This window comes from Deinococcus sonorensis KR-87 (assembly GCF_040256395.1).
GTDB classification, from domain to species: domain Bacteria; phylum Deinococcota; class Deinococci; order Deinococcales; family Deinococcaceae; genus Deinococcus; species Deinococcus sonorensis.
This window is the reverse complement of sequence record NZ_CP158299.1, coordinates 2,375,143-2,390,774: the sequence shown is the minus strand read 5'-3', so window position 1 is coordinate 2,390,774 and position 15,632 is coordinate 2,375,143. Positions and strand designations below refer to the sequence as shown.

15 protein-coding genes and 1 riboswitch are annotated in these 15,632 nt (G+C 68.7%); of the genes, 8 read left to right on the top strand and 7 right to left on the bottom strand.

The features are described from left to right. Positions 1 to 47: 47 nt before the first annotated feature. On the bottom strand, positions 48 to 1,646 hold the full coding sequence (locus tag ABOD76_RS17030) for a S8 family peptidase (protein ID WP_380129698.1): 1,599 nt from the start codon (positions 1,644 to 1,646) through the stop codon (positions 48 to 50). 390 nt (positions 1,647 to 2,036) lie between these two features. On the opposite strand from ABOD76_RS17030, the gene hisB reads away from it, so the two are divergent. The 5 genes from hisB to ABOD76_RS17005 all read left to right on the top strand — a co-directional run bounded on the left by hisB (position 2,037) and on the right by ABOD76_RS17005 (position 5,964). Then, on the top strand, positions 2,037 to 2,663 hold the full coding sequence (gene hisB, locus ABOD76_RS17025; protein ID WP_350243152.1) for an imidazoleglycerol-phosphate dehydratase HisB: 627 nt from the start codon (positions 2,037 to 2,039) through the stop codon (positions 2,661 to 2,663). Next, positions 2,660 to 3,319: an imidazole glycerol phosphate synthase subunit HisH gene (gene hisH / locus ABOD76_RS17020; RefSeq protein ID WP_350243151.1), complete on the top strand. Its 660-nt coding sequence runs from the start codon at positions 2,660 to 2,662 to the stop codon at positions 3,317 to 3,319. Before hisB ends, hisH begins: the two co-directional genes overlap by 4 nt. A 58-nt stretch (positions 3,320 to 3,377) precedes the next feature. Then, complete coding sequence (gene glgB, locus ABOD76_RS17015) at positions 3,378 to 5,249, top strand: 1,4-alpha-glucan branching protein GlgB (protein WP_350243150.1); 1,872 nt, start codon at positions 3,378 to 3,380, stop codon at positions 5,247 to 5,249. Next, positions 5,246 to 5,515 (top strand): hypothetical protein, encoded by a 270-nt coding sequence (locus ABOD76_RS17010; RefSeq protein ID WP_350243149.1) that lies wholly within the window; start codon positions 5,246 to 5,248, stop codon positions 5,513 to 5,515. The genes glgB and ABOD76_RS17010 overlap by 4 nt, the downstream gene beginning before the upstream one ends. 254 nt (positions 5,516 to 5,769) lie before the next feature. Further along, positions 5,770 to 5,964 carry a hypothetical protein gene (locus ABOD76_RS17005; protein WP_350243148.1) on the top strand — a complete coding sequence of 65 codons (195 nt, stop codon included), beginning with the start codon at positions 5,770 to 5,772 and terminating at the stop codon, positions 5,962 to 5,964. A gap of 449 nt (positions 5,965 to 6,413) precedes the next feature. On the opposite strand, the gene ABOD76_RS17000 is transcribed toward ABOD76_RS17005, so the two are convergent. Then, positions 6,414 to 8,054 carry a PQQ-binding-like beta-propeller repeat protein gene (locus ABOD76_RS17000; protein WP_350243147.1) on the bottom strand — a complete coding sequence of 547 codons (1,641 nt, stop codon included), beginning with the start codon at positions 8,052 to 8,054 and terminating at the stop codon, positions 6,414 to 6,416. Between the two features lie 164 nt (positions 8,055 to 8,218). Here ABOD76_RS17000 and ABOD76_RS16995 point away from each other — a divergent pair, with 164 nt between their 5' ends. The 3 genes from ABOD76_RS16995 to ABOD76_RS16985 all read left to right on the top strand — a co-directional run bounded on the left by ABOD76_RS16995 (position 8,219) and on the right by ABOD76_RS16985 (position 10,708). Next, positions 8,219 to 9,031, top strand: a complete 813-nt coding sequence (locus ABOD76_RS16995) for a hypothetical protein (protein ID WP_350243146.1) — start codon at positions 8,219 to 8,221, stop codon at positions 9,029 to 9,031. 258 nt (positions 9,032 to 9,289) lie between these two features. Further along, the gene (locus tag ABOD76_RS16990) at positions 9,290 to 9,499 is read left to right on the top strand and encodes a hypothetical protein (RefSeq protein ID WP_350243145.1); all 210 of its coding nucleotides are present in this window, start codon (positions 9,290 to 9,292) and stop codon (positions 9,497 to 9,499) included. 171 nt (positions 9,500 to 9,670) lie between these two features. Next, positions 9,671 to 10,708 carry an aspartate-semialdehyde dehydrogenase gene (locus ABOD76_RS16985; RefSeq protein WP_350243144.1) on the top strand — a complete coding sequence of 346 codons (1,038 nt, stop codon included), beginning with the start codon at positions 9,671 to 9,673 and terminating at the stop codon, positions 10,706 to 10,708. A 1-nt stretch (position 10,709) separates the two neighbouring features. On the opposite strand, the gene ABOD76_RS16980 is transcribed toward ABOD76_RS16985, so the two are convergent. The 5 genes from ABOD76_RS16980 to ABOD76_RS16960 form a co-directional block, all read right to left on the bottom strand. Then, positions 10,710 to 11,363 (bottom strand): VOC family protein, encoded by a 654-nt coding sequence (locus ABOD76_RS16980; protein WP_350243143.1) that lies wholly within the window; start codon positions 11,361 to 11,363, stop codon positions 10,710 to 10,712. A gap of 63 nt (positions 11,364 to 11,426) precedes the next feature. Further along, positions 11,427 to 12,689, bottom strand: coding sequence for an NAD(P)/FAD-dependent oxidoreductase (locus ABOD76_RS16975; protein WP_350243142.1), 1,263 nt, complete (start codon positions 12,687 to 12,689; stop codon positions 11,427 to 11,429). Positions 12,690 to 12,864: 175 nt separating this feature from the next. Continuing rightward, a complete protein-coding gene (locus tag ABOD76_RS16970; RefSeq protein WP_350243141.1) occupies positions 12,865 to 14,505 on the bottom strand; it encodes an MDR family MFS transporter in 1,641 nt (546 codons plus the stop codon). Further along, a complete protein-coding gene (locus ABOD76_RS16965) occupies positions 14,502 to 14,993 on the bottom strand; it encodes a MarR family winged helix-turn-helix transcriptional regulator (RefSeq protein WP_350243140.1) in 492 nt (163 codons plus the stop codon). Before ABOD76_RS16965 ends, ABOD76_RS16970 begins: the two co-directional genes overlap by 4 nt. 29 nt (positions 14,994 to 15,022) lie before the next feature. Beyond that, on the bottom strand, positions 15,023 to 15,463 hold the full coding sequence (locus ABOD76_RS16960) for an NUDIX domain-containing protein (protein ID WP_350243139.1): 441 nt from the start codon (positions 15,461 to 15,463) through the stop codon (positions 15,023 to 15,025). A 61-nt stretch (positions 15,464 to 15,524) separates the two neighbouring features. Next, positions 15,525 to 15,623: riboswitch (TPP riboswitch) on the top strand. Positions 15,624 to 15,632: the final 9 nt, after the last annotated feature.

Below are 15,632 nucleotides of genomic sequence, written 5' to 3'. Positions count from 1 at the left end.
AAGCGGGCCGGAGTCTCCCCCGGCCCGCCTGCCCGCTTCCGCTTCGCTTATCTGGTTTCGGTCAGCGAGTAGCTGCCGCTGCCACTGTAGCTGTAGACCTGCCAGCGGTAGGTGCCGCTGCCGGCGGCGTAGCTGATGCTCTCGCTGCTGGTGCTGCTCTCGCTGGCCGCCACATCGTTCCAGCTGCTGCCGGAGAGCTTCTGGAGGTACAGGTCGAAGTCCGCGCCGCTGGGGCCGCTCAGCACCCCCTTGAGGGTGCCGCCCGCGTAGCTGAAGCCGGCGCTGCCCGGCTTGTACGCCGCGTAGCCGCTGCCGCTCAGGCTGCCGCTGTAGGTGGTGGAGGTGCCGGTGCCGCCGCCGCTGGGCAGGCTGAGCGCCTGGGTGTACAGCAGGCGGTTGGGGCTGCCGGTGCCGGCGCTGGTGACCTTGCCGGTGGTGGCGTTGCCGGTGAGGGTGGTGGCCACCTGGGCGGGCGTGTAGCTGGGATTGGCGCCCAGCACCAGCGCCGCCGCGCCGGCCACGTGCGGCGTGGCCATGCTGGTGCCGCTGATGGTGTTGGTGGCGGTGGTGCTGCCGATCCAGTCACTGGTGATGTTCTGCCCCGGCGCGAAGATGTCGAGGCAGCTGCCGTAGTTGCTGAAGCTGGCGCGCGCGTCGGTGTTGGTGGTGGCGCCCACCGTGATCGCCGCCGCCGCACGGGCCGGGCTGCTGTTGCAGGCGTTGGCGTTGTCGTTGCCGCCCGCCACCGCGAAGGTCACGCCCTTGTTGACGGCGGCCGTGACCGCGTCGTCCAGCGCCTGACTTGCCCCGCCGCCCAGGCTCATGTTGGCCACCGCCGGCTTGACGGCGTTGGTGGCCACCCAGTTCACCCCGGCGATCACGCCGCTGTTGCTGCCGCTGCCGCTGCAGTCCAGCACCCGCACCGCCACCAGCCGCACGCTCTTGGCCACGCCGTACTTGCTGCCGCCCACCGTGCCGGCCACGTGGGTGCCGTGTCCGTTACAGTCGATGCCGTTCTGGCCGTCGCCGATCTGGTCGTTGCCCACCGTGGCCCGGCCCCCGAAGTCGGTGTTGCTGGTGTTGATGCCGGTGTCCACGATGTAAGCGGTCACGTTACTGGCGGTGTTCAGGTAGGTGTAGCTGCTGTCCAGCGGCAGGTTGCGCTGATCCACGCGGTCCAGGCCCCAGGTCGGACCGCTCTGGACAGCGGAGAGCTTCACCACCTGATCCTGCTCGATGTACTTCACCCGGCTGTCGGCCCGCAGCTGCGCCAAGTTCTGGGCGCTCAGCTGCGCCGCGAAGCCGGTCAGGGCCGTGCCGTACACCTGCTTCATGGTCACACCCTGGGGGTTCAGGCCCAGCACGCTGATCACCCGTTCCGCCTGGCTCTGCAGGCTCAGGGTGTTGATATTGCTGCCCAGGGTGCCCTTGTTCAGCACCACGATGTACTGGCCAGGAATGGCGCGGGCCGGGTCCACGGGGAGCAACTTATCCGCCAGCGCCGGGCGGGCGGAGGCCACCGCATCGGCATCCGTGGACGGAGACTGGGCGACGGGTGCCGTGGCGGGGGTCTGGGCGGTGTTCTGTCCACAGGCGGCGAGCAGCAGGGCCAGACCAAGTGCAGCAAAGACGGGGCGGGTCATCATCGTGTTCCTCCAACGAAAGCAGAGATACGAAACGTTCTGATCTCCTGCGCCGTAAGCGTAGAAAGACCACCGGGGGTCCAGCCACCTGGGGGGGTCAAGTGCTGACCTGTGAATAACACAGCCCTGATTGCCCGTCCTTAAAATCTGTCTAGTCAGGTTGAATTCATGAATCTTAACCGGCCTTTTGATGCAAAATTCGATCTGTTTTCTATCATTTGTTTTAGATTTTGACATCTTACTTTTCAATTGTGCGGTGTGAAAAAGTGCATAGAATTTAGGCCAACCTGCATAAATGGGTACAGTCACCTTCCTTACCCGGAAGACAGGCCCACCTTTCTCCTGAGACCAGCGTTTCACTCCCTCCCGGCGCAGCGGTTTACACTCAGGCGGATGGACAGCTCCCCTCCCGCACCCGACCGCTCCGCTCCGCCCCCCCGCCGGGCCGAGCTGCAGCGCCGCACCAACGAGACAGAGGTCGCCGTGACCCTCGACCTGGACCACCTTGTGGAGGGCGGCCTGCACACCGGCCACGCCTTCCTGGACCACATGCTGGATCAGCTGGCCCGGCATGGACGCCTGGGTTTAAGTGTGCAGGCCAGCGGCGATCTGGAGGTGGAGGTGCATCACCTCGCAGAAGACACCGGCATCACGCTGGGGCAGGCGCTGAACCGGGCGCTGGGGGACCGGCGCGGCATCGAGCGGTACGGCAGCAGCTTCGTGCCGATGGATGAGACGCTGGCGCACGTGGTGGTGGACCTGTCGGGCCGCGCCCACCTCGCGTTCGAGCCGGAGCGGCTGGACGTGTGGGGCACCGCCGGAACCTTCAGCCATTACCACCTGCGCGAGTTCCTGCGCGGCCTGTGCAACCACGCGGGCGTCACACTGCACGTGCGGCTGCTGGCTGGTCGTGAGGCGCACCACGTCATTGAGGCGGTCATGAAGGCCTTTGCCCGCGCCCTGCGTGACGCGGTGGCCGTCACGTCCGAGCGGCTGCCCAGCACCAAGGGGTTGCTGTGAGCGCCCCGCAAGTGGCCCTGCTGGATTACGGCGGCGGCAACGTCCGCAGCGCCCACAAGGCGCTGGTGCGGGCCGGCATTCCGGTGCAGGTGGTGAGCACCCCGGAGCAGCTGCACGGCATGAGCGGCATTGTGGTGCCGGGTCAGGGGCACTTCCGGCAGGTGATGGAAGCCTTCGACGATAGTGGCTTCCGCGCTCCGATCATGGAGGCGGCGTCGAAGGGCACCCCAATCCTGGGCATCTGTGTGGGCATGCAGATGCTGCTGGACGGCTCGGAGGAGGCGCCGGGGGTGCGCGGACTGGGGCTGCTGCCGGGCGTGTCCCAGCGCTTCACTCCGGCTCCGGGCGCCCAGAAGGTGCCGCACATGGGCTGGAACAGCATCGACAAGGTGGGCGACTCGCCGCTGCTGCATCAGCTGTACTGCCCGGCCTACGCGTACTTCGTGCACAGCTACTACGTGCCGCTGACGGTGGAGGTGGACAGCGGCGCCATCACCGAGTACGGCGTGCCGTTCTGGTCGGTGCTGAGCCAGGGCAACCTGCACGCCACCCAGTTCCACCCGGAAAAGAGCGGGGAGGTGGGGCTGGCCATCCTGCGCCGCTTCCGCGAGCAGGTGCTGGAGCCGCACGGGGCCGCCAGCGGCACGCCCAGGTAAAGCGCACCTCAAGGCCGTTGAATGAGAAGGCGGCGTTCCGGTCCACTAAGCTGGATTCATGAGCCACACGCTGCCGCTGACCGATGACCACCTGCACAAGCTGAATGCGGCCGATCTGGTGCGCCCGGACCATCTGCTGGGCGCCCACGTCACCGAGCAGGACGGGGTGGCCGGCGTCCGGTTCGCCGTCTGGGCGCCCAACGCCCACTTCATCTCGGTGGTGGGCGACTTCAACTACTGGAATGCCCTGGAACACCCGATGCAGCGCCTTTCCGGTGGATTCTGGGGCGTGTTCGTGCCGGGCGCCCACCACGGGCAGACCTACAAGTACGCCGTGACCGGACAGAATGGACACACCGTCTGGAAGGCCGACCCCTACGCCAAGACCGCCGAACTTCGGCCCAAGACGGCCAGCGTGATCTGGGAGGACCAGCCCTACCTGTGGGGCGACGATGCCTGGATGGGCGACCGCGACCAGTCCGATACCCGGCCCATCAGCATCTATGAGGTGCACCTCGGCTCGTGGATGCGCCGCGAGGACGGCTGGTTCATGAACTACCGCGATCTCGCGCCCCGGCTGGCCGAGTACGCCAGCGGCATGGGCTACACCCACGTGGAGCTGATGGGCGTGATGGAGCACCCCTTCGATGGCTCCTGGGGCTATCAGGTCACCAGTTATTACGCGCCCAGCTGCCGTTTCGGGACGCCGGAGGACTTCAAGTTCATGGTGGACACCCTGCACCAGGCGGGGCTGGGCGTGCTGCTCGACTGGGTGCCGGGCCACTTCCCCACCGACGAGATCGGGCTGGCGCAGTGGGACGGCGGCGCGCTCTACGAGTACGCCGATCCGCGCAAGGGCTTTCACCCGGACTGGAACACCTACGTCTTCGACTACGGTCGCCACGAGGTGCAGATGTTCCTGATCGGCTCGGCGCTGAAGTGGGTCGAGGACTTCCACGTGGACGGCCTGCGGGTGGACGCGGTGGCCTCGATGCTGTATCTGGACTTCTCGCGCACCGAGTGGATTCCCAACATCTACGGCGGGCGCGAGAACCTGGAAGTGATCGCGTTCCTCAAGCGGCTCAACGACGTGGTGCATCATCACGCGCCGGGCGCCATCGTGGTGGCCGAGGAGAGCACCAGCTTTCCCGGCGTCACGGCGCCCACCCCGCACGGCCTGGGCTTCGACTACAAGTGGGCGATGGGCTGGATGAACGACACGCTCGCCTACTTTGAGACCGACCCGATCTACCGCCAGTGGAGCCACCACAAGCTGACCTTCTTCAACGTGTACCGCGCCACCGAAACGTTCGTGCTGGCGGTCTCGCACGACGAGGTGGTGCACCTCAAGAAGAGCCTCGTGGACAAGATGCCCGGCGACTGGTACGCCCAACGCGCCGGCCTGCGCGCCTTCCTGGGCATACAGTGGACCACCCCCGGCAAGAAACTGCTGTTCATGGGCCAGGACTTCGCCCAACGCGACGAATGGAACTACAACGTCTCGCTTCCCTGGTACGTGCTGGACTACCCGGAACACCAGGGGGTGAACCGCTGGGTGCGCGACCTCAACCGGCTGTACGTGAGCCATCCGGCGCTGCACCGGGGCGACCACCGCGAGGCGGGCCAGTACTGGATCAACCCGGACGACGCCGAGAACAGCATCTACAGCTTCGTGCGCCGCAATCCGGACGGCCCCGAGTGGGTGCTGGTGGTAGCGAATCTGACCCCGGTGTATCGGGAAGGCTACTGGGTCGGCGTGCCGGAGCCGGGCCGCTATCAGGTGCTGCTCGACAGTGACGCCGGCGAGTACGGGGGCTTCGGCACCCAGCAGTCGGAGCTGCGGACCCAGCCGGAGCCGCTGAACGGCCAGCAGCAGCATCTGCAGCTGAACCTGGCGCCCAACAGCGTCCTGGTGCTGGAGCGCCATTGACCCGCCCCGACCGGCCACCGCCGGACCGGCTGACGCTGCTGAGCCTGGGTCTGCTGGCGGTGCTGGCGGTCCTGCTGCTGCTGCCGCTGTTAGGAGTGGCACGGCCGCCGGTATGGCTGTTCGCTGCCCTGCTGCTGGTCCGGCTGGGCATACAGGTGCTGCGGGCCCGCCAGGACCCCCGACTGCGCCGTCCAGCGTCATGGGTGCTGGACATCGCGCTGATCGGGCTGCTGTTGTGGGTCAGTCAGCACCCCGCTGGCTCATAGGCTGGCTGCACCTGAGTGAATCTCCACCTCTCCAGCCTGCCTGAAGGGGCACATTGGAGGTGACCCCGCCCGATGCCACGCCTGCCCGGCCGTCTCCCCTCCACGGATTGCAGCTGGGCACCATCTCTGTCTCCGTCACGGACCTGGCGCGCAGCGTGGCCTATATGCCAGCGCCATCGGACTGCAGGTGCTGGACCACAGCCGGCACCGGGCCCGGCTGAGGACCGACGTGCCGCTGCTGGAGTGGACAGCCGGTGGCGGCCCAGCCGTCCAGGCCCCGGCATACCGGCCAGGACCCCATCGCGCTGCTGCTGCCCGGCCGCGCCGACCTCGGCCGGTTCGTGCAACACCTGATCGAGGCACAGGTGCCGGTGTCGGGCGCGTCAACCCATCTGGTGAGCGGAGCGATGTACCTGCAGGACCCGGAACATCAAGGGATCGAGGTCTAAGCCGACCGGGCTCCGGCCAGCTGGACCTGGGACCAGGGCAGCGTGCGGATGGACACCCTGGCCTCCGATTTCGCCAGCATCGTGGCCGCCGCCGAGGACCTGACGTGGCGAGGGATACCGGACGGCACTCTGGTCGGGCACGTCCATCTGCGGGTGAGCGATCTGACCAAGACCCGGCGGTTCTCCCAGGACCTGCTGGGCCCGAACGTGATGGTGGACGCCTTCCCCGGCCCAGGAAGCGCAGCTGCAGGGCTTCAAGCTGCTCCTGCCCGCCGAGGCGCTGCGTGCCCTGCCTCGCCCGGATCAGGTCGCCCGCGAAGGCTTTGACCTGAGCGACCCCGCCGGCAACCGGCTGTTGTTCGGGTGCTGGGCTGAAGGAAAGGAACAGCAGGCGCCCACCCGGCAGCCTCAGCGGGTGGGCGCATCTGTTTCACCTGCTCAGCGACAGGTCAGGAGCGACTGTTGCCGGTCTGCTGGTATTCCGGGGGCCGGACCGGAATCAGCAGGGCCGGCAGGTTCAGCGGCAGGTTCAGCAGCGTGCGGCTGCCCACCGACAGCTGATACATGCGGCTGGCCGGCCGGTACGCGGCACTGGAGCCGGGAACGGCCGTCAGCGCCGCGAGCGACACGTACGGCTGCCCGCCCAGCTGTCGCACGCTGACGGTGGTCGGGGCCGTGACACCCGGCACCAGCAGGGTGGCCGTCAGGTTGTTCCGCACCCCGATGCGCGCCTGCATCGCCACGCTGAGCGGCTCCAGTGGCACATAGATCTGGCCGTCCTGCACCCGCGCCGAGCTGCTGATGGTCCGGACAGCCTGCGCGGCCAGCTGGGCCGGAGTCAGGGCCGGCACCACCGGGACGGACGGCGTGGAGGGCACCGTGGCCACCGGCGGAGTGGCGGGGGGCCGGGTCGTGGCGCCCCCCGTACCCGTGGCCGGGACCGACGGTTTGGTGCTGCCGGTGGCCGGCGGCTGGCTCGCCACCGGGGCCGGAGTAAGTGGCCGGGTGGCCGCCAGCTGGGTGGCCTTCAGCCGGGCCGCCTGCTCCGGGGCGCTCAGGCTGCGGCCCCAGCCGGACGGCACGCTGCGGTAGTAACTCCACGGCCCGCTCGCCAGCGGGCGCTGGCCCGGCAGGCTGGTCATCAGGCCGTCGCCCACCGAGAAGTAGAGGGTGCCGGCGTCACTGACCGCCACGCTGGTGTCGATTTTCTTGCCGGCCTTGAGCGTCCACAGCAGGTCACCGCTGCGGTCGACGGCGTGCAGGGTGCCGTTCAGGTCGCCCACCACCAGGGTGCCGTCACTCAGCTCGGCCACGGGGGCCGCGATGGGTGCGCCGGCCTTGTAGGTCCAGGCCAGCGTGCCGTCCAGCCGCAGCGCATACACGCTGCCGTCATAGCTGCCGGCCACCACCATGCCGGCGGTGGTCACGATCGGGCTGGCGTTCACGAACAGGTTGGTCTGATAGTGCCAGCGCTCGTGGCCGTCCGGGGCCAGCGAATAGATGCGCCGGTCCGCCGAGCCGAAGTACACGTTGCCCTCCGCGTCCAGGGCCGGGCTGGAGAAGATGGACGAGGGGGCCTGGAACACCCAGCGCCGCTGACCGCTGGCGCTCAGGGCGGTCAGGCGGCCCAGCTGCGAGCCGAAGTACAGGCTGCCATCGGCCGCCATCACCGGACTGCTGTAGATCGGTCCGCCCAGCTTGTAGGTCCACAGCACCTTGCCGGCCGCGTCCACGGCGTACACCGAGCCGCCGGCGGTGGCCGCCACCACGCTGCCGTCCGGCCGCAGCACCGGGCTGGCGAAGATGTCGCCGTCCAGTTTGGTGCGCCACAGCAGCTTGCCGGAGGAGTCCAGGCTGTAGAGCGCGTCGTCGTAGCTGCCCACGATCACGCCGCCGGAGGGCAGCACCACCGGCTGCGACCGGCCGATGTCGCCGATGGCGTAGTTCCAGAGTTCCACGCCTTTGGCGTCCGTGTGATGCAGCCGGGCATCGGTGCCGATGTAATAGAGGTCGCCGCCCGGGGCGACCGTCACGGCCCCGATGACCTTCAGGTCTTTGGTCCAGTCCACCCGGGGAGCCGCCTGAGCCATACCAAAAAGCGTGAGCAACCCAGTGAATTGAAAGATTCTAATGCTGGCAATGCTGTTCCTTCTCATGCCCGTTAATTCTCCTTTACGCTCTCTTATGAGAGCCAGTTGTGCCGTCACTGAAGAGTGGACGCTTGTCACAGTACCGTCCTAAGATGCGAATCGATATGAAAAACATTCTCATGATCACGCTGTTCGCGCTCGGAAGCCTGGCCGCTGCTCAGGACACCACGACGCCGTCCACGCCGTCGGCTCCAGCGGACACCACCACGCCGTCCGCTCCGGCCGACACCACGACTCCGTCGGCCCCGGCAGACACCACCACTCCGTCGGCCCCCGCCGACACCACCACGCCCGTAGATACCACCACGCCGTCCACCCCGACCGACACGACCACGCCGGCCGACACGACCACCCCTTCGACTCCGGACGACACGACCACGCCGTCCACGCCGGACGACACCACGGCTCCGGCCGACACCACGACCCCGTCGGCCCCGGCAGACACGACCGCGCCGGCCGATACCACCACCCCTTCGGCCCCGACCGATGCTGCCCCGACCGTGACGACGCAGAGCACCACCGCGATGTCGCCAGCGGACGCGTTCGCCAAGGCCCAGGAGTACGCCACCCAGGCGGACGTGGCCTACCCGATCCCCTTCTATGACCGCACGCTCTGGAAGGCCGCGGTGGACAGCGCCTACATGGCCTCGACGGGCGAGAGCACCAACCGCGACTACATGTCGTACCTGGGCCAGCTCTACACCAAGACCCAGTGGTGGATCAACGCCTACAACGTGTGGAGCAAGATGACCGACCTGAACGACACCGAGAAGGACTGGGCGGCCCTGAGTGCGGCCAAGCTGGCCTACATCGCGCTGCAGCGTGGCGATACCAACACTGCCCGCACCTACGTGACGCAGGGCATGACCTGGAAGAACACGGCCAGCCTGCAGGCGATTCAGTCGCGCCTGCCCTGAGCCCAACCGAGCTCTCTGGAACGCCCCGGCCTAAGCCGGGGCGTTCTGCTGTCTGCACCTTCATGAGGTGAATCTGACGCGGCCGTGCGGTATGCTGCCAGCGGATCAACCAACATCTGCTGTATGGGGACGGCCTGACGGTCGGCCCGCTCCTGGAGTCCTATGCCTGCACGCATCCGCATCTATGGACAGGAAGCCACCTTTCAGCAAGGCTGCTGGGATTGCCCGGACGACAGCCTCCAGGCCATGCTTCAGAGCATGGCAGACCCCCGCGCCCTCTCGCAGCAGGCCGAAGATGAGCACGCGCTGTACTGCGCCGGCCGGCTCGGCGGGCACATCCTGACGGCCACCGGCTGGCTGGCCGCGCCGCACCCGGAAGCCGAGATCCGGCTGGAAGACCTGATGCCGGCCCCGCGCCAGAAAAGCCAGCGGGCCGGCCTGTTCGGCTTTCTGAAACGCCACGCCTGAGCTGCACGCCCTGCTATACAGGGACTTGACCCGCCGCCCGCCGGGCGGGTAGTGTGCCGCTATGCCCTGCACCATCACCACCAGTTAGGCGGCCCGCGTTCTGCGAGAGCCGCCCGCCGCGCTTGGCGGGTTTTTTGTTGGGATGGAGCAGCCGGGGTTCAGGAGGAACGCATGAAGATTGCCATTGTGGGAGCGACCGGAGCGGTGGGTCACGAACTGCTGCAGGTGCTGGAACGCAGCAGCCTGAGGTTCGACGAGTTGCAGCTGTATGCCAGCCCGCGCAGTGCCGGCAGCACCCTGCCGTTCCGTGGCCAGGACCTGACGGTGCAGGTGACGCCCGAGGGCGCCATCCCCGCCGATCTGATTCTGGCGTCCGCGGGGGGCAGCGTCAGCAAGGCGCTGGCACCGGCCTGGGTGGCGGGCGGGGCGCTGGTGATCGACAACAGCAGCGCCTTCCGTTACGACGAGGGCGTCCCGCTGGTCATCCCGGAGGTGAACGGGGAGGCCGCGCTCTCGCACCAGGGCATCATCGCCAACCCCAACTGCACCACGGCGATCCTGGCGGTGGCGGTCTGGCCGCTGCACCGCGCCTTCGGGGTCCGGCGCATGATCGTGAGCACCTATCAGGCCACCAGCGGCGCCGGCGCCAAGGGCATGCAGGAACTGGAGGAGCAGACCCGCCGCGTGCTGAACGGCGAGCCGGCCCAGGCGGAGGTGTTCGCCCACCCGATTCCGTTCAACCTGATTCCTCACATCGACAGCTTCCAGGACAACGGGTACACCAAGGAAGAGATGAAGGTGGTGTGGGAAACCCGCAAGATTTTCGGGGACGAGCGGCTGCAGATCAGCTGCACGGCCGTGCGGATTCCAACCATGCGCGCCCACAGCGAGGCCATCACGCTGGAGCTGGAGCGCCCCGCCACACCGGAGCAGGCCCGTGAGCTGCTCGGGCAGGCGCCCGGCGTGAAGGTGGTGGACGACCCGCAAGCGAAGCGCTACCCGATGCCGCTGAATGCCAGCGGCGAGTACGACGTGGAGGTGGGGCGCATCCGCCAGTCGCTGGTGTTCGAGGGCGGTCTGGACCTGTTCGTCAGCGGCGATCAGCTGCTCAAGGGCGCGGCGCTCAACGCGGTGCAGATCGCGGAGTACCTGCAGCAGCACGGCGCCCTGAAGGCGGCCGAGCCGGCCCGGACCACGGTGCCGCGTTGAGTTAGAGGACCACCACCCCGCCTGGAGTCTGCAGGGTCGCCCGGAGCCGGGTCGGCCCTGCTTCCACTTCCAGCGGGACCCCCTCCAGCCGCAGCGGGTCCAGGGCTCGGGTCAGCCGCTCCGGGTCAGGGGTGGACAGCTGCAGGCAACTCAGGCGCACGCCACGGTCTTCCAGCCGCGCGGTGGGCGCCAGGCTCTCCCATTCGATCAGGCTCGGCATCACGCCGCCGAACGGCAGCGACCCGTCGCGCGGCACGCTCAGCAGCCAGCGGTTCATGCCGCGCGACAGCGGCGTGACCTCGCCCAAGGCTTCAGGGATCTGCCGCAGTGCCGTCCACAGGTCCGGCACACCCACCACCCAGTGGATCAGCTGCGGCTCCTGCGCCAGTCGCGCCTGCATCTCCGGAGTGTCCAGTTCGAACCAGCGCGGCCGTTCCGGTGCCGGAGCCTGCGGGTTGATGGCGATCAGTTCCAGGTAGGCATTCCCCAGCCCCACCAGGGCGTTGTGGGTACCGAACAGGTGATGCTCTCCCCCGTCCTGGAGCTCCACGCCCAGCCGGTCCTGCAGCCATCGCCGGCCCTGCGCGAGGTCGGCGGTGGCCAGAACGAGGTGGTCCAGCAGGGCAGCGGCGGCAGGCGAGTCAGATGGCGTCACAACCGCCTGAGTGTAGCAGCGAAGCGTCTGCTCCCCTGCCCACATTGTCTGGAGGGAGACCGGCTAGGCTCCCCTGGGCCGGCTCTGCGTCTCCAGGTCGCCCAGCAGGATGGCCGCCGCACGCTCGCCGCTCTCCATCGCCCCCTGGATGCCGCTCATGCTGGTGGCCTCCGAGGCCAGCACCACGCCCGGAATGCGGGTGGCGTGGCCCGCCAGGGTGGCCGCGAATTCCGGTGGCTGGGCAAACTGGGCGTGCGGCAGGCGCTGAATCCGTAGGGTCCGCAGGCGCGCGGCGCCATCCGGGTACCAGCGACTCAACTCGCCCCGGACATGGGCGTCAAGCGCAGCGTCGTCCAGCGGCGAGATGCCCAGCACCGACACCGCCAGCAGGGACTGCCCGGCCGGCGCTCGTCCCGGCACCGCGTTGCTCAGCCAGTGGGCATTGTTGATCAGGCCGTCCTCGGCGTTCAACAGCAGGCGGGGCTGCTCATCCAGCGGCTCCGAGCTGGCGTAGTACAGGTAGGTGCTGCCCACGCTGCCGTGAGTGACCGGCTCGCCCAGCAGCTGAGCGGCCGTCCAGGGGTCGGTGGCCAGCACCACCTGAGCCGCCTGCAGTTCGCCGGCCCCCGTCAGCACGCTGACCCCGCCGCCCCTGGCCTCCAGCCGCTCCACCCGCACGTTCAGGCTGATGTCCAGCTCGCGGGCCAGCTGCTCCGGAATGCGGTCCATGCCCTCGCGCGGCAGGGCGACGGCTCCGTCCATCAGCATCCGGAAGTAGTAGCGGAACAGCCGGGCGCTGGTAGACAGGTCGCGCTTCAGGAAAATGCCGCCGAAAAACGGGGCAAAGAAACTCTGGATGCTGCGTTCGCCGAAGCCCTGACGCTTCAGGTAGGCGCGGGTCGTCTCGTCCGGGCCGCTCAGCAGCGTGTGGGGTGCTCCGACCTTCAGCCGGGCCGCCAGCCGGGTCAGCCGCAGCTTGTCCGGCAGCGGCATGCTCCCGGCCACCAGCGTCCGCGGCAGGCTGGCCGGGTCGCGAATTGGGTCACCCAGGACCTCGACCTGCGGGCCGCGCCGCACCACCGCCGCCGGCGGAATCGAGACCAGGTCCAGGGCGGCCAGATCCAGCTGCCGCTGCACCGCCGGGTAGGCCGTGAACAGCACCTGATACCCGGACTCGAAGGTGAAGCCGTCCTGACGGTGGGTCGCGAGCCGGCCCCCCGATCGCCCGGCCGCCTCCAGCACCCGCACCCGGCGTCCGGCCCGCGTCAGCGTGCGGGCGGCCACCAGCCCCGCCAGACCCGCCCCGACCACGATGATGTCTTGCATGCGGCGAGTCTACAGGAAGCGGCCTGGGCTGGGCGGAGCGTAGGGGTGGCGGCCCGTCCAGCAGCGGAGGTGTTCGTCCTCTGGAGGCACAGGGCCTGACGTGGCACCAGCGACCAGCAATGAAACGCGCCCCAGGCACATGGCTGGGGCGCTTGTCTGCATTCACCTCAGTTCTTCAGTCGGCGGCCTGTGCCTTGCTGCCCTGATCCTGGCCCGCGCGGGTGCCGCTGGTCTGACGCCCTTGGAGCGACAGGTCCGGCAGCACGAAGGCCGCCACCACCGCCACCACCATCAGGGCCGCCGAGATCAGGAACACGTTGTCGATGGCGCCCACCATCACCCGCCGCAGCGCTCCCACGATGCCGGCGAACAGCTCCGGATGGCCGAGCTTCACCAGCGCGCCCTGCACCTGCGCCGACGCTTCCGGGCTGCTGAGCAGCTGCGGGCTGTTGACGGCGGCCTGCAACGGGGCTGGGAGTGTCCGGGCCGCCGCTGGCAGCTGCTGACCGAGCTGGGCCGCCAGATGCGCGTTGACCACCGCGCCGAACAGGCTGACGGCCAGCGTGCCGCCGATGTTGCGGAAGAACTGGCTGGCGCTGGTGGCCATGCCCAGGATGGTGCGCGGCACGGCGTTCTGGACCGCCAGCGTCAGCAGGCTGTTGACCGGGCCCAGGCCCAGGCCCATCAGCACCATCAGGGCCGTCGCCTCCCAGACCTGGCTCTCCAGCCGCAGCCGGCTGGTGAGGAACAGCGCCAGAAGCGTCACCACCGAGCCGCCCGCAATCAGCCACTTGTAGCGTCCGTTGCGGCTGACCCACTGCCCCGCCAGGGTGCTGGCCGCGATCAGGCCCAGCATCAGCGGGGTCAGCACCGCGCCGCTGCCGCTGGCGCTGCTGCCCTTGACGCCCTGCATGTACAGCGGCAGGTACAGGATAGCCGCGTACATCCCGGCCGACACCATGAATCCGCAGATGGCCGCCACGGTGAAGGTGCGGTCCCGGAACATCTTCAGGCTCAGGATCGGGTTCTCCTGCCGCGCCTGCCAGAAGCCGTAGACCACCCCCAGCACCACGCTCAGGGCCGCCAGCCCCAGGATCCGGGGGGACGTCCAGGCGTAGGTCCCGCCGCCCCAGGAGAAGACCAGCATCAGCGGCACGACCGTGGCGGCCAGCAGCAGCGCCCCGACCGCGTCGAAGTGCCGGGACGCGCCGGGCAGCGGCTTCATCCGCAGGAAGCGCGCGATAAAGTAGGCGGCCAGCAGCGCGAACGGCAGGTTCACGAAGAACACGCTGCGCCAGCCCAGGTGGTCGGTCAGGAAGCCGCCCACCACCGGGCCCACCACGCTGCTTACGCCCCAGACGGCGCCGGTGTAGCCTTGGTAGCGTCCCCGCTCCAGCGGGGTGAAGATGTCCGCAATGGCGGTGAAGGCCATCGCCATCAGGGTGCCGCCGCCAATGCCCTGCACCGCCCGGAAGATGATCAGCTGCTCCATGCTCTGGGCCAGCCCGATCAGCACCGCGCCCACTGCAAACACGGCGATGCCGAACAGCATCAGGGGGCGGCGGCCGTAGGTGTCGCTGAGCGTGCCCACAATCGGAATGCTGATGGTGGTGGTGAGCGAGTAGGCGGTGAAGGCCCAGGCGTACAGCGAGAAGCCGCCCAGCTCGCTGATGACGCGCGGCATGGCGGTGCCCACCACCGTTAGGTTCAGGCTCGACAGGAACAGCACCAGCAGCACGCCGCTGAAGGCCAGCAGCTTCTCGCGCTGGGTCAGCGGGGCGGGTTCGGCGTGCGCGACCGGCTGCGGCGCGGTCATGCGCTCACCTCCGCGGCGAGGTCGGAGGTGGCCAGCGGCGCGGCCACCCGACCCATCTCGGCGTCCAGCGCCCGGATGGCCTGCAGCGCCACCTCCACCTGATCCGCCGGCAGGTGCCCGAAGCGCTGGTACAGCACCTCACTCACCGTTTGCCGGTTGCGCTCGCGGGTGCTGCGGCCCAGCTCGGTCAGCTGCAGGCGGCAGCGGCGCAGGTCGTGGCTTTCCGTGATGCGTTCCACCAGCCCCAGCTCCACCAGCCGGCTGACCAGCCGGGTCACGGTGGGGGCCGGCAGGTGCTGCCGCGCCGCGATCTCGCCCGGGCTCGACGCGCCGTCCATCAGGGTGGCCAGAATCATCATCTCTTTGGTGTTCATGCCGAGCAGCTGCTCCAGCGGCTCGTCCAGGGCCGCGTGCAGCCTGCGCGCCAGCCGCAGCGTCTGGCTCACCAGCGCGTGCACCTGCTGCATATCGGGCTTCGTGTCTTCCATTCTTTCATTTGAAACCTTTTCAGATGGAATTACAAGGTTGGCAGAGCTTCATGGTCCAGAGTCTCCGAGTACCACTCGCCGGCCAGCAGCCGCGTCAGCAGACCGGGTAGCCACGGCAGCGTGTCGTGGGGCAGCTGGTCCGGTGCAAACCAGCCGACCTCGGAGCATTCGGACCGGGGGTGCGCCTCACCGTCCCACTGGGCCGTGCGGAAGAAGAAATCCGCCCCCTCCGTCCCCCCGTCCACGTACCTCGACACCCCGATCGGCTGCAGTTCGCCCGGGTCCACCGTCAAGCCCACCTCCTCGGCGGTTTCCCGGGCGGCGGCCTGGGCCAGCATTTCGCGCGGCTCCACATGGCCGCCCGGCAGGCCCCACAGCCCCTCGCCGTAGCTCACGCCGGAACGCCGGGCCAGCAGCACCCGCCCGTCCGGCGACTGCGCCACCAGCCACGCCACCAGGTGAAAGGTCATGGCCGCAGTGTGCCACGCGGAGGGGTGCCGGCACCGCCGTCCCGGATACGCTACAGTGACGGCGCGTCACCGGGGGTGCCGACCATACGGCCGGCTGAGATCACACCCCAGGAACCTGAACCGGGTCATACCGGCGGAGGGAGCGTGACCCCGCAGCCAGCCCCTGGCC

What these genes read in the sequence shown, in the direction of transcription:
- ABOD76_RS17030 (WP_380129698.1), bottom strand. Translation starts at nt 1,646, where the DNA reads ATGATGACCCGCCCCGTCTTTGCTGCACTTGGTCTGGCCCTGCTGCTC.
- hisB (WP_350243152.1), top strand. Translation starts at nt 2,037, where the DNA reads ATGGACAGCTCCCCTCCCGCACCCGACCGCTCCGCTCCGCCCCCCCGC.
- glgB (WP_350243150.1), top strand. Translation starts at nt 3,378, where the DNA reads ATGAGCCACACGCTGCCGCTGACCGATGACCACCTGCACAAGCTGAAT.
- ABOD76_RS17000 (WP_350243147.1), bottom strand. Translation starts at nt 8,054, where the DNA reads ATGGCTCAGGCGGCTCCCCGGGTGGACTGGACCAAAGACCTGAAGGTC.
- ABOD76_RS16995 (WP_350243146.1), top strand. Translation starts at nt 8,219, where the DNA reads ATGAAAAACATTCTCATGATCACGCTGTTCGCGCTCGGAAGCCTGGCC.
- ABOD76_RS16990 (WP_350243145.1), top strand. Translation starts at nt 9,290, where the DNA reads ATGGCAGACCCCCGCGCCCTCTCGCAGCAGGCCGAAGATGAGCACGCG.
- ABOD76_RS16985 (WP_350243144.1), top strand. Translation starts at nt 9,671, where the DNA reads ATGAAGATTGCCATTGTGGGAGCGACCGGAGCGGTGGGTCACGAACTG.
- ABOD76_RS16975 (WP_350243142.1), bottom strand. Translation starts at nt 12,689, where the DNA reads ATGCAAGACATCATCGTGGTCGGGGCGGGTCTGGCGGGGCTGGTGGCC.
- ABOD76_RS16970 (WP_350243141.1), bottom strand. Translation starts at nt 14,505, where the DNA reads ATGACCGCGCCGCAGCCGGTCGCGCACGCCGAACCCGCCCCGCTGACC.
- ABOD76_RS16965 (WP_350243140.1), bottom strand. Translation starts at nt 14,993, where the DNA reads ATGGAAGACACGAAGCCCGATATGCAGCAGGTGCACGCGCTGGTGAGC.
- ABOD76_RS16960 (WP_350243139.1), bottom strand. Translation starts at nt 15,463, where the DNA reads ATGACCTTTCACCTGGTGGCGTGGCTGGTGGCGCAGTCGCCGGACGGG.